10 protein-coding genes are annotated in these 12,890 nt (G+C 54.8%); 3 read left to right on the top strand and 7 right to left on the bottom strand.

Annotation, left to right across the window (positions count from 1 at the left end; genetic code table 11):
* Positions 1-114 precede the first annotated feature (114 nt).
* Positions 115-2,298 (top strand): SpoIIE family protein phosphatase, encoded by a 2,184-nt coding sequence (locus PKH29_04815; GenBank protein ID HNX14156.1) that lies wholly within the window; start codon positions 115-117, stop codon positions 2,296-2,298.
* A gap of 85 nt (positions 2,299-2,383) precedes the next feature.
* Here PKH29_04815 and PKH29_04820 read toward each other — a convergent pair whose 3' ends face one another.
* The 7 genes from PKH29_04820 to PKH29_04850 all read right to left on the bottom strand — a co-directional run bounded on the left by PKH29_04820 (position 2,384) and on the right by PKH29_04850 (position 9,785).
* Positions 2,384-2,974 carry an HD domain-containing protein gene (locus PKH29_04820; protein ID HNX14157.1) on the bottom strand — a complete coding sequence of 197 codons (591 nt, stop codon included), beginning with the start codon at positions 2,972-2,974 and terminating at the stop codon, positions 2,384-2,386.
* 15 nt (positions 2,975-2,989) lie between these two features.
* Positions 2,990-3,898, bottom strand: coding sequence for an MBL fold metallo-hydrolase (locus tag PKH29_04825; GenBank protein HNX14158.1), 909 nt, complete (start codon positions 3,896-3,898; stop codon positions 2,990-2,992).
* Between the two features lie 155 nt (positions 3,899-4,053).
* Positions 4,054-6,561, bottom strand: coding sequence for a DNA translocase FtsK (locus tag PKH29_04830; protein ID HNX14159.1), 2,508 nt, complete (start codon positions 6,559-6,561; stop codon positions 4,054-4,056).
* A gap of 52 nt (positions 6,562-6,613) precedes the next feature.
* Positions 6,614-7,495 (bottom strand): undecaprenyl-diphosphate phosphatase, encoded by an 882-nt coding sequence (locus PKH29_04835; protein HNX14160.1) that lies wholly within the window; start codon positions 7,493-7,495, stop codon positions 6,614-6,616.
* 215 nt (positions 7,496-7,710) lie between these two features.
* Positions 7,711-8,406, bottom strand: a complete 696-nt coding sequence (locus PKH29_04840) for a sigma-70 family RNA polymerase sigma factor (protein HNX14161.1) — start codon at positions 8,404-8,406, stop codon at positions 7,711-7,713.
* 24 nt (positions 8,407-8,430) lie between these two features.
* Positions 8,431-9,282 carry a sigma-E processing peptidase SpoIIGA gene (locus tag PKH29_04845; protein HNX14162.1) on the bottom strand — a complete coding sequence of 284 codons (852 nt, stop codon included), beginning with the start codon at positions 9,280-9,282 and terminating at the stop codon, positions 8,431-8,433.
* Between the two features lie 212 nt (positions 9,283-9,494).
* A complete protein-coding gene (locus tag PKH29_04850) occupies positions 9,495-9,785 on the bottom strand; it encodes a sporulation transcriptional regulator SpoIIID (protein ID HNX14163.1) in 291 nt (96 codons plus the stop codon).
* Positions 9,786-10,191: 406 nt separating this feature from the next.
* Between PKH29_04850 and PKH29_04855 the strand changes: the two genes are divergently transcribed.
* Positions 10,192-11,778 carry an NAD(P)/FAD-dependent oxidoreductase gene (locus PKH29_04855; GenBank protein HNX14164.1) on the top strand — a complete coding sequence of 529 codons (1,587 nt, stop codon included), beginning with the start codon at positions 10,192-10,194 and terminating at the stop codon, positions 11,776-11,778.
* Between the two features lie 5 nt (positions 11,779-11,783).
* A partial coding sequence (locus PKH29_04860; GenBank protein HNX14165.1) for a glycosyltransferase family 2 protein occupies positions 11,784-12,890 on the top strand: 1,107 nt, incomplete at its 3' end.

The raw sequence follows: 12,890 nt of genomic DNA on the forward strand, positions 1-12,890 counted from the left end.
GCCGGCTGCACGAATCATCCCCTAAAAAAAATTAATTTACTCCCACCCTTCGACCGAATCTGCCTGATTTGCAGATTATCATAAATCTACGGCTTGTCCGTGGAGGGAAAAGAGATGGAGAGAATCTTACAGAGAGTAAAAGTGTTTTTCTCCGCAAGAATAGAAATAAAAGCGGGCATCAGAACGGCACTTTTATGGGCTGCGCTCGGATTCGGCGCGGCGTTTTTCAAAGTGGGCAACGGCTATACCCCGTTTGCAGCCGCCTTATGCGGCGCATTGCCGTTTACCGGCGGTATCGCGGCCGCAGCCGGCGCGTTGATCGCCGGAATCGTGATTCTGCCCGATGTGCAGGGCGGCGTCATTATGATGTCCGTCGGGCTTGCGCTTGCCGCAAGGCTGTTTTTCCGTCAAAAATCCCGTTTTTGGGGTATTTTCACGGCAGCGGCCGCGGCGCTTGCCGCTTCCGTTCTGCTCAAATATCTGCCCGATAAAACGGTTTTCACCCTGCTCGGCGCGATTTTCGAGGGGCTTCTGACGCTCGGCGTCTGCTTTTTGGTGAGCCCTCTGAATTTCACGGCGGCGTTTTCCGACAGGGCTTCGGGACTCGCCGCGTTTGTGATTTTATTTGCGGTCTGCGCCGCTCCGGGCAGCGCCGGCTTCGGCGGCCTCGCCCTGGGAAGAATCATTGCCGTCGCCGCGTTTTTATTGTTGATCCGCGACGCCAATCCCTTATACGCGGCCGCCATCGGCGCGGTCGGCGGATTCATTCTGACTTGCACCTCGAAAAATATGATGGTGCTGTCGCCTGCCCTCGCGCTTGCGGCCTATGCGTTCTGCGCATTTCGAAGGAGTGCTTACGGGCGCTCCTTTTTGTTTTTCGGAGTTTCGTCGCTGGTCTTAATCGCCTGTTCGGACGCTTACGACGCCTTGATCTGCATCTATGAAGTCGGCATCTCGGCGTTGGTGTCTTCTTCGGTTCCGATCAAGCTCTATGAAAAGCTGAAGCGTGAAAAAGGCCGCCCGCCGGTTCAGGAGAGCCCCGAGGCAAAACGGCTGTTTGCGCTCTCGGATGCGATGCGCGAGGTCTACTGTGATCTGCATGAGGCCGATAACCGGCTTTCGGCGCTGAAAACGCCCATCGTAACACCCGAGACCATTGCGCGGGAGGTCTGTCTGTCCTGCCGGCGCAAAAACTATTGTTGGAATCTCTCCTATATAAACACGGAAAAAAATCTGCGCGCGGCGATTCGTCAGAGCGAAGATCAAAATCTCTTTAGAGATGCAGACCTGTCCTTCTGCATAAAGCAAGAGCAGATTCATAAGATGATTGAGGCGGGCGGAGCGGTTGGGGAGAACCTCAGCGCCCGCCGAAATCCCTGCGAACAGTTCGGAATGATGTCCGATTTATTGCTCGCGGCGGCGCAAAACGCCGATTTTACGGGCGAGGACGAATACCTCAAATCCGCGCTCTCGGGTTTGCTGCGCCGTTTGAAGCTCGATCAAATCTCTTTGTCGGCCCTCTCGAACGGAAAATCCCTGCGGCTGCATATCATCTGCGTCAATGCGCCTTCCGCTTCCGACCTTCAGCAGATCTCAATGCTCATAGAGAAACATACCGGCAAAAAGCTTAATAAGGTCAGAATCGAGCGCGCAGCAGGCGGTTACGAGGTTACCGCAGAGAGCGCGCCTGCCGTAAAAGTCGATTTCGCGCTTGCCCAGCGCAGCGCAGACGGCATCTGCAGCGGCGATATCTGCCGGATATTGCCCGAGCGCGGGCTGTTCATCCTCTCCGACGGGATGGGCACCGGCCCGAGGGCAGCGCTCGACGGAAATATGGCGGTTTCCGTTTTTGAAAAGCTCTATTGCGCGGGCGCGGGAATCGACATCTCTCTGCGCTGCGCAAACAGCGCGCTTGCCTCCCGCACCGACAACGAAGCGCTGGCGACTTTCGATGCGCTGCTCATCGACGACGGCACGGGCGAAGCTGAATTTGTCAAGGCGGGCGCGTTTCTGAGTTATGTGATGCGCGACGGCAGCATTTCGAAAATCGAGGGCGATACCCTGCCGATCGGAATTTTCGGAGAACCCCAGCTTTTCCGTAAAAAAATACGCCTTCAAAAAGGCGATATTCTCGTAATGGCTTCGGACGGCATCGCCGACGAAGAACTTCCCGCGGCCTGCCTGTGCGATAAAAAAGAGCGGTCACTCAAGGCTTTCTGCGAGGGACTCGCCGAGGAAGCCAAAGACCGCAGCGATAAAAAAGACGATATCACCGTTCTTGCGATCGAGGTGAGCTGATTGTTTTCCCAACTGCTGCGGATTTGCAGCGTATCGTATTTGAAACAGTTGTATCGCTATCTGCGTTACATATTAAATTCATAAATTATTCGGTGATATAGCCCTTTCGGATACAGTCATCGATTGATTTGACGATAAAATCCCAGATGTCGGGCATTGCGGCGCGAATCGGGTCCATGCGTTTATAGACCTGCGCGGCGGTGACGCCGTGCCGTTTCCAGGTATGCCCCTCGGTCATGAGGTTATTGACAAACGGCTGCAGCCGGTCGATCGCGCAGGCGTATTTGGCGTCCGGGGTCCGCTCGGCGTCGAACTCCTCCCATAACGCCCGGATCTCCTGCCCCTGATCCTGCGGCAACAAGGAAAAAAGCTTGTCGGCAGCGGCTTCTTCGCGCTGCTGTTTATCGGTGTTGCCGGCGGCGTCATAGGCGAACGTGTCCCCTGCGTATATCTCAATCAAATCGTGCACCAGCGCCATTTTGACCACCCGGTTGAAATCGACGCTTCGATCCGCGCAGTGTTCAGCCAACATCATTGCCATCACGGCAAAATGCCACGAGTGCGAGGCGTCGTCCTCGCGCCGGGATTTATCGATTAAAACGGTCTGCCGGAAAACCGACTTCATTTTGTCGATCTCGGCTAAGAATTTCAGTTGCTGTTCAAACCGCTCGTCCATTTTATATATTGCTCCTCACTCGATTGACTTCTGCGTATTCACCCTGAGTTTCCCTTCGCTCTGGGTGCAGATGATTCTGCCGTTGTGTCTGGTGTCACAGACCTTTGCTCCGAGTTCGCCGAGCCGCCCGACGACGGTCTCCGTCAGATAATCGTCCTCGGCATCTGCCCGCGCGGTGATCAGCGCGATTTGGGGCGAGACCGCGCGCAAAAAATCCATGCCCGAAGAAGTTGTTCCGCCGTGGTGCGCGACTTTTAAAATATCGCAGTCGAGAAGCGCCGCAATCTGCGGATTTTCGAGCATCTTTTTTTCCTCGGCAACCGTGGTGTCGCCGGTAAGGAGCACCGATACGTCGCCGCAGTCGGCCCTGACGACCGCCGACCAGGCGTTGAGTTCGTCGTGGTCATTTCCGATCGGCGCAAGCACCGTCAGCTTGATATCGCCGTTGACGTCATAAACGTCGCCCGCTTTACAGGAGAGCTTTTTTACTCCGTTGTCTGTTACGGCCTGATTGAAATCTCTGACGGTCGGCAAATCCTCTGTCTGATTTTCGGGGATATCGGGCTCTATCAGCGCGTCGACTTGAATCGATTCCTCATTCAACACATCGTCAAGCCCGCCGATGTGGTCGGAATGCGGATGACTCGCGATCATCACGTCGATGTGGGTGATTTTTTGCGCCAGTAAAAAACCGACCACGTCGCCGGCGTCGGAATTTTCGCCGCCGTCGCATAACACCACCGAACCGCCGCTCTGTAATACAATGCAGTCGGCTTTATCGAGCCCCAGTACCGTCAGCGTGAACTCGGAAGAAAAGACCTTCGGCTGTTCGGCCGAACAATTCCGCTCATAAAGATATATGCCGATCGAAAGCACCGCCGCGAGCAGCAGCGTAATCAGTCGTTTTGTCGTCTGTTTTTTCATGCTGCTCCGCTGACCTCGGCTTTCAAAAGTGTAAAGTTTAAAGTTGACCTATATCGCCTATTCGTATATATATTATTATATTATACTATATGTATTTTTTATACTCGCTGCATAGGTTTTTACCATATGTCTTTACATTTTAAGTTTTACGTTTTTCACTTATCCTGAGACCGCATTTTCATCTCACCCCATTGCGAGCGGGTGATCAAAACGGCTCTGGGCTTGCTTCCGTCCATCCCCCCGACAATGCCGCGCTCCTCCATCTCATCGATGATGCGCGCGGCTCTGCCGTATCCGATGCGCAGCTTTCTCTGCAGCAGCGACGTCGACGCGCCTCCCGCGTCGACCACACAGTCGATGGCCTGCGTCATCATGTCGTCGACCGGCTCGTCTCCGCTTCCGGAACCGCCGCCCTCGCGCTCGGCGGCGCGCTGCGCGGCGGCAAGTTCGATCTGTTTTTCAATGTCTGCGTCATAGTTCGCGCCGTGCTTGGTCTTGACGTAATCGATGACCCGCTCGACTTCGGCATCGGAGACGAAGCAGCCCTGAATGCGCACCGGTTTCTGAGTGCCGATCGGGCAGAACAGCATATCGCCGCGTCCGAGCAGTTTTTCCGCGCCGCTTGAGTCCATGATGACGCGGGAGTCGACCTGCGACGAGACCGCGAAAGCGATCCGGCTCGGGATATTGGCCTTGATGACGCCGGTGATGACGTCGGTGGAAGGCCGCTGCGTCGCGATGACAAGGTGCATGCCCGCCGCGCGCGCCATCTGCGCCAGGCGGCAGACCGAGTCCTCGACGTCGGTTCTGGCCACCATCATCAGGTCGGAAAGCTCGTCGATGACCACGACGACCTGCGGCAGCGGATCGATGCCCGGCGTGTGTTTTGCCATCTCATTATATCCTGTCAGATCGCGTACGTCGTGCGTGGCGAACAGTTTATACCGGTCCATCATCTCATTGACCGCCCAGGCCAAAGCGCCCGCTGCTTTTTTCGGGTCTGTCACGACCGGAATCAATAGATGCGGCGTGCCGTTATAGACGTTCAGCTCAACGACTTTCGGGTCGATCAGCAGCATCCGGACGTCTTCGGGTTTGGATTTATAGATCAAACTGATCAAAAAGGTATTGATGCACACGGATTTGCCGGACCCGGTCGTGCCGGCGATCAGCAAATGGGGCATCTTCGAAAGGTCCGTGACGATGACGTTGCCCGTGATGTCTTTGCCGAGCGCGACGGTCAGATTCCCGGGGGCCGAGGCGAACTTGTCGGATTCCATGACTTCACGTACGCACACGGTGCTGACGGTTTTATTCGGAATTTCGATGCCGATGGCGTTTTTGCCCGGAATCGGCGCCTCGATGCGCACGCTCTGCGCGGCGAGCGACAGCGCGATATCGTTCGACAAATTGGTGATTTTGCTGATTTTGACGCCCGCCGCCGGCTGCAGCTCATAACGTGTGACCGTCGGCCCGCAGCAGATGTTGATGACCCGCGTCTCGACGCCGAAGCTGAGCAGCGCGTCGACCAGTCGGCTTGCCGTAATTCGGAGTTCGTCATTTAACCGCGTCGTATCGCGGGGCTGCGGTGTGGTCAGAAGAGTGATCGGCGGGGACTTATAATTGAGGTCTTTTACCAGTTTCAATTCAGAAGCCGTACCGGTCTTGGCGTCCTGTGCGGCGACCTGCGCGGTTGCTTTTTCTGCCATGCTGTTGATTTCGGCGGGAATCTCGGTGCCCGGAATCGGCAGCGTGCCGCCTTTTAACGGATGTTCTTCAAACTTGACATCCCCCTTTTTATAAGGGCTGTTCAGATTGGCAATGGCGGCTTCCAGACTTGCCAGCTGCTGCGGGCTCGGTTCGGGCAGCGGCGCCGGCGGCGTCATGGCCGTCTTCGAAGACAGCGTATTCGGCTGCGTATGCTGGATCGGGATCCTGCCGTTATCGTCAAACTTGACGTCGGTGTCAAATCTGGGCTTTTTGCCGAGCTGCGACGCCGCGGTGGCCTCGGCGGGAACTTCGTACCCGTCGATCATCACGGGTGACTTGCTGTTCTCTTCCCTGCGCGCCTCGCTGCGCGCCTCGTTTCTCTCCCGCGTTTTCTTCGCCATGTTGATGACGTTAATCAGGCCCTTGCCGCTCATGATCGCAAAAACAGAGACGGCTACGACGATTTCGACGATGATGGCGGGGGTCTTTCCGAGCCGTGAGATCGGCCAGCCGATCAAAGCGCCGAACCAGCCGCCGCCCCAGCCCTGTTTGGCCTCCCATCCCATCGATAACGCCTGCGAAAAAGGCAGATCAAACCCGCCGTATTTTCCGGTGTAAAACAGCGAGCAGATAAACGCGGCCAGAATCACCGTCTGCCAGACCTTGGACGAGATCTTCTTGGTTCCGACATCGAGCGCCAGCAAAAAAGCGGCGTAAATCAGTAAAAAGCACAGGATCCAGCTTGCCACGCCGAATAACCCGAAAAAGAAATTGCCGAATGACTCCCAAAGCTCGTTGCCCGGTATGACAAACATGCATAATAACAAAACCGCCGCAGCGACCAAAATGACCGACCAGGCTGTGCGGCCGGATTCGGTCGAGGTGCGTGTTTCCGGTTCCGGTGTTCTCTTGACCGCTTGTCTTTTTTTAACGGCCGGTTTTTTCGTCGCCATTGATAAAGTCATCCTTTCGCTGATTTATATTCTGTTCTCTCTCTCTGATTTTTTACTGAAGTCCGAGAAGAGCCCCAAGCGGCTGACCGCTGACTTTTTCGGCAATTCCCGCCGCAATCACCAGTACGCCGATCAACGTGCAGTACCATCCGAAATACTTGAATGCACCGCTGCGTACGGTCTTTGCGAGCAGTTTAATCGCAAAGAATCCGACAGCCGCCGCAATCGCGATTCCGATCAAAACGGCCGTGATATTGACGTCGATATTTCCCTGCACCGCATCCTTGAGCTCCAGCGCCGTTGCGAGCAGCACCGCCGGGGTGCCGAGGATAAACGAATAATCGAAGGCGTATTCGCGTTCATATCCGAGCATCAGCGAGGCCGAGATCGTGCCGCCCGAACGGGACAGCCCCGGCAGCGTCGCCGCCGCCTGCGCCAATCCGATCAAAACCGCGTCCCCGGCCTTCATCTCTCCCGCGGTTTTACCCTTGCCTTTCGGAGCCGCAAGCCGCGAGCCGATCAAGATCAACGCCGCGGTGAACAAAAAGCAGACGCCCTCAACGATGATATCGTTGTCGCCGGCAAGCCCTTCGATTTTGTCTTTCACCGGCAAAATCACGAACAACATCAGCGAAGACAGAATCAGCATCAGCAGCATCCTGCGGCGCGTTGTCATGTTTTTAAAACGAAATTTCCCCGTAAACAGATCCTTAACCGTCAGCCAGAGCTCAGCGATCAGTCCGAGCAACGGTTTATAAAACACCGCCAATACGGCGAATAAAGTGCCTAAATGCAAAAACACCGTCGTTGAGAGGCCCCCGTCGGTGATCCCGGCAAAATGCTGATAAATCGAAAGATGTCCGTCGGAAGAAACAGGCAAAAACTCCGTAAGTCCCTGTAAAATCCCCTGAATGATCGCGTCGAGAATTGTCATAAAGTGCCTCCGTAAATATGTGGTTGTATTATATCACAAACCCGAATTCAACGCAACGGCGGGCGGTTCCCGCTCGAAAACGCCGTCTGACCTTTACGAAATATCGTTCGCAAAGATTGGAGAAACGCATCAATAAAACAGGCGCACATCAGGTGCGCCCCGGTTTTTTTGTTTCTTTCGTTTTTTGATTTATTGATTTTTCATTCCGCCTTCGGCTAAATCGCCGCCAGGTCCCTTCTCAGCTGCCTGATAATCTTTTTTTCCAGCCGTGAGATGTATGACTGCGAAATCCCGAGCTGGTCGGCGACTTCCTTCTGGGTCAGTTCTTTTTGTCCGAACAGCCCGAACCGCATGCACATGATCTCCCGTTCGCGCGCCTGCAGCCGTTCAACCGCCTCATACAGCTGTCTGCGCTCGTCGTCGCTCTCGACTTTGAATCCGATGTCGTCGCCGTCGCTTCCGAGCACATCCGCGACAAGCAGTTCGTTTCCGTCCTTATCGATATTTAACGGCTGCTCGAGCGAGAGTTCCCCCCGTTGGCCCGAGCACTTGCGCAGATACATTAAAATTTCGTTTTCGATGCATCGCGAGGCATAAGTCGCGAGTTTGATATTTTTATCCTGCTTGAACGTGTTGACCGCTTTGATCAGCCCGATCGTTCCGATCGAGATCAAATCCTCGACGTTGGAGGTGCCCGCGTCGAATTTTTTCGAGATATACACGACGAGCCGCAGGTTATGTACGATCAGCTTTTCGCGCGCCGCATTGTCCGCCGCGCAGACGGACAGCAATTCCCGCTCGACGTCGGGATCGAGCGGCGGCGGCAATATTTCCGGCCCGTTGATATAAAACACCGGGCGCAGCCCGAACAACCGCGCCAAGAAATTGAATATTCGGGCAATCCCTCTCATCTTTATGATCATCCTCTCGCTTTTTCAGGCCCCGATCTCTTCGCTGACGGCTGAAGGCAGCAGCGTCTCCCCGTCCCGGTCGAGTTTGTCCGATACCGCAATCAACAGTTTCACATCCTTGCTTCCGATGACAACGGAATCCGGCAAAAACCCGGGCAAAAGCCCGCCGCCGCCTACGGTCCTGCAGGGGATCAATCTCAACCTGCGCCGCCACCCCTCGTCATAACAGATCCCGTCTCCGCAGAAAAACCGTACCGCGTCTCCGGTGAATAACGGAGAAACCGCGCTCTCGGGCGTCACCGCGACCGGGAGGCCGCTGATCGGGTCACTGAGCATATTTCCGCTGTCGACGACGGCTTCCAGCACCACGCTCCGCCTTCCGACCCGCACGGTCATCCTGCAGCTTTTTGCCGGCAGTTTGGATTCGGTCAACTTGAAAAAGATGCGCAAAATCAGATAACATCCCGCGGTCTCTCCGATCAGAAGCAGCGGCGAAATCTCGAAATAAACCGCTCCGCCCCGATATGAAAGCCCTTTCGCCCCGAGTGTCCGGCACAGTAAAATCGCGCCGGCGAACACCGCCCCGCACCCGCAGAAGCAGAGCATCCGCTTCAAAAACGCCTTGAATCCCACCGAACGAAACGCCGCCAAAATGATGATCGCCGCACAGATCAGGTTTGCCAAAATGCATAAAAGCGGGTAATCGCCGAGAAAAAACAATAACCCCGACAACCCGCCGAGCGCGCTCGCCAGGAGCAGCCGCCATCCGATGACCCGGGCGCGGCAAAATTTCGCCGTCGCCGCCAGTTGGAACAAGGTCATATACGCATTGAGCAGAACCAGGATATCAACATAGACGACGGTCATCGTGATCATCCTTCCGCAGCGTTCATGTCAAGAGTATACCGCCCTGCCCGCGCGAATCCTGCCGAAATAATCATTCGGAATTCGGAAATAAAAATCGAGAAATAGAATCGTTTCTTTCTTCGGAATCAAGTTCTTCAGACATGAAACTCATTTTCTGTTACCGGGGGTACTTGCTGATGTTTTTACCGTTCTGAATTCTTAATTCCGAATTCTGAATTGTTCTAACTCGGCTTCCTGTTCAGATACTTCTCCCTTGTCGCCGATCCGCCCCGGATATGCCGCTGTTCGCGGTTGCAGTCCAGCACCCTGCGCACACGCAGAAACAGCGTCCGATCAATATTTCGAAGCCGCTCTGTCATATCCTTATGTACCGTGCTCTTGCTGACGCCGAAACGCTTTGCGGCGTCGCGGACGGTGGCGCCGCTCGCGGCGATATAGGCCCCCAGCATCAATACCCTGTCCGAGATCGGGTCCAAAGACCCGTAATCCTTCCCAAGCCGTCCCCGTTTCATCCTCCGCCCTCCCGATTTTTTTATAATGTATGCAGGTTCGGGCTCGAAAAATAACCTTTGCGGGGGTTTCTTTTCGCTTGTCTGTCAAATGAAAAATCCAGGAGTAAAATGCGGCGTCGGGTTTTGGCGGAAACCGTTGAATCCTGTTGGGTTTTATGTTAAAATACTGTCATTTCAATCGCAGTTTGCACCGGAATGGCCCTTTCCTTTAACCCCGATACGGATGCATATCAGACATAGTCCGCCGACGGTGAAATTCAGGCAACGGTTATGCGGTCATTCACAAAAAAATACGTTTCAAGGCAACAGCCGGATTAAGAGTGTTCATATAAAATCAGACGCTTGTCTTTTTCCGGTTTTCACTCAAAAAGGCGAAACCGTCAAATTCATCAAAGGGAGGCACTCCATGAACCGAACGTATGATGCGATTGTGGCCGGAGGGGGACTGGCGGGGCTGACCGCGGCTGCGTACCTGTGCCGAAACGGACATCGCACGCTGCTGCTTGAAAAAAACAAAAAGACAGGCGGCCTCGTCACCACTTTTCAACATCGCGGCTTTGCTTTTGATGCCGGTATCCGCGCGTTTGAAGATTCGGGCATTTTGCTTCCGATGCTCAAAAGTCTCGGCATTGAAATGCTGCTGGTCAAAAATCCGGTTACGGTCATTTTCGAAAACCAAAGGGTTTTGCTGACGTCACGCGGGAGCTTAAACGATTACGCCGCGGCTTTGATCGCGCTCTTTCCGCAAAACAAGGCGGATGTTTTAAAAATCGCGGCTGAGATCGAAAAAGTCATGGGCTATATGGACGTGCTTTACGGCATCGACAATCCGCTCTTTATGGAAAAACCGGAACCCGCATATCTGATGAAGACCCTTCTGCCGTGGCTTGCGCGCTATCAGGTCAACATCCGCAAAGCAAGCCGCCTGAACGAGCCGATCCGGGCGTACCTGCGGCGCTTTACCGGCAACACGGCGTTGATCGATATGATCGTCCAGCACTTTTTTAAAGCCACTCCTGCATTTTTCGCCCTGAGCTATTTCGGGCTCTATCTCGATTACCGCTATCCCCGGGGCGGTACGGGCACGCTGGCCGAAAAAGTGACGGATTTTATCCGTGCGAACGGCGGTGAAATTTTGACCGAAACGCCGGTGACGCAGATCGATGTTCATTCCCGGCAGCTCACAACGGCAAACGGCGAGATTTATCATTATCAAAATCTGATCTGGGCTGCCGATCAGGAAACCCTTTATAAAATCGCGGGCAAACCCGATTCCCCCTTCGCAGAAAAACAGCGTGAACTCACTGCGCAAAGCGAAGGCGGCGACTCGATTCTCACGGTGTTTATGGGCGTCCGTCTGGACGGGGCCTATTTTGAAGAACACTGCGGCGCGCACGCGTTTTATACCCCGAACGCCGAAGGCCTGTCTTCCCTGCCCGATTGGCGCAAAGCCGCCGAAAAAGGCGAAGACGCGCTTTGGCGGTGGCTTGGCGATTTCCTTCGGCTTACGACATATGAGATCTCCTGCCCGGCGCTCCGGGATATTGCGCTTGCGCCCGGGGGGCAGACCGGCGTCATCATCAGCACACTGATGGATTATCGGCTCGTCAGACATTTCTCCGATGCGGGCAAATACGACGGCTTCAAGCGCTTCTGCACCGACAAAATCACCGAAACCCTGGAAGCGCTGTTCCCGGGCCTGCGCCAAAACCTGTTGTTTTCGATATGCTCCACCCCGATGACGATCGAGCGTGAGACGGGGAACAAACAAGGCGCGATCACGGGCTGGGCGTTTACGGGGCCGATGCCCGCGGAAAACCGCTTTCAAAAGATTTTAAACGCAGTCAAAACCCCGTTCAAAGACGTCGTCCAGTGCGGACAGTGGACCTTCAGTCCCTCGGGACTTCCGGTCTCCATTCTCACCGGTAAAGTTGCGGCCGACGCCGTACATAAACAAATCAAGTTAAAATCAAAAAGCAAAGGGAAAGAATAGATAAAATGATCTTCTTTTGGTATCACCTGTGTATCGTTCTCCTCGGTTTTATATCGGCAGCCATCCTTTTTTTCCGCTTCCCGCATTTGCCGGAAAAAAGTAAAAAACTTGGAAAATTCCCCTCGCTTTCGGTCATCATTCCGGCCCGAAACGAAGAAAAAAATCTTCCGCTGCTGCTGTCCGATCTGCGCGCCCAGACCCTTATTCCGTTTGAGATCATCTGCGTCGACGACGCCTCGGGCGACGCCACCGCACAAATCGCTTTGGATTACGACGTAAAACTGATCTCCCTGCAGGAAAAACCCGAGGGCTGGACCGGCAAGACCTGGGCTTGCCAAAACGGCGCGGACATGGCGGAGGGCGACTTGCTGCTGTTTCTCGACGCCGATGTGCGGCTGAAAAAAGACGGGCTTGCGCGAATTCTGGAGGCCTATTCCGAATCGGGCTGCACCGTCTCGGTTCAGCCATGGCACCGCACCGAGAAATGTTATGAGCAGTTCTCGCTTCCGTTCAATCTGATTCAACATGCGGGCAACGGAACCGCTCTGAAAAAACCGCGCAGCATCGGTTTGTTCGGACCTGTCATTTTGATGCCGAAAACCGATTATTTTGCAATCGGCGGCCACAAAAGCGCCCGGAAGAGTGTGGTCGAGGACATGACGCTCGGTGAAAACCTGAAAAAGTCGGGACGCGCTTATCGTCTCTTTGTCGGCGACAGCGACGTCGCGTTCCGTATGTACGGCGGCGGGCTGGGCGACCTGCTGCGGGGTTGGGTCAAAAACGTCGCGACCGGCGCGTCCAAAACTCCGGCATTATTGATTCTTTTAATCATTCTCTGGGTTGCCTCGATGCTCACGCCGCCGATGCAGATTGTCAGATACGCCGCCGCGGGCGACTTGCTTTTCACGGCGCTTTTCTCGTTGTTGTATCTGTTTTGGGTCGTAGCCCTGACCGTTCTTTCAAAATGCGTCGGGCGCTTCCGGTTCCCGGCGGTCCTGCTTTACCCGGTTCTGCTTGTCGTCATGCTGTGCGTCTTCGCGGTGTCGGCGTTTCGTAAACTGTTCGGCCTCAGCGTCCGCTGGAAAGGCCGGGATATTTCCACACGCGAACAC

This window comes from Oscillospiraceae bacterium, assembly GCA_035353335.1.
Classification (GTDB): Bacteria; Bacillota; Clostridia; order Oscillospirales; family JAKOTC01; genus DAOPZJ01.

Coding starts and splice junctions, on each gene's coding strand:
- PKH29_04820 (HNX14157.1), bottom strand. CDS start 2,974: ATGGACGAGCGGTTTGAACAGCAACTGAAATTCTTAGCCGAGATCGAC.
- PKH29_04825 (HNX14158.1), bottom strand. CDS start 3,898: ATGAAAAAACAGACGACAAAACGACTGATTACGCTGCTGCTCGCGGCG.
- PKH29_04830 (HNX14159.1), bottom strand. CDS start 6,561: ATGGCGACGAAAAAACCGGCCGTTAAAAAAAGACAAGCGGTCAAGAGA.
- PKH29_04815 (HNX14156.1), top strand. CDS start 115: ATGGAGAGAATCTTACAGAGAGTAAAAGTGTTTTTCTCCGCAAGAATA.
- PKH29_04840 (HNX14161.1), bottom strand. CDS start 8,406: ATGAGAGGGATTGCCCGAATATTCAATTTCTTGGCGCGGTTGTTCGGG.
- PKH29_04845 (HNX14162.1), bottom strand. CDS start 9,282: ATGATCACGATGACCGTCGTCTATGTTGATATCCTGGTTCTGCTCAAT.
- PKH29_04855 (HNX14164.1), top strand. CDS start 10,192: ATGAACCGAACGTATGATGCGATTGTGGCCGGAGGGGGACTGGCGGGG.
- PKH29_04850 (HNX14163.1), bottom strand. CDS start 9,785: ATGAAACGGGGACGGCTTGGGAAGGATTACGGGTCTTTGGACCCGATC.
- PKH29_04835 (HNX14160.1), bottom strand. CDS start 7,495: ATGACAATTCTCGACGCGATCATTCAGGGGATTTTACAGGGACTTACG.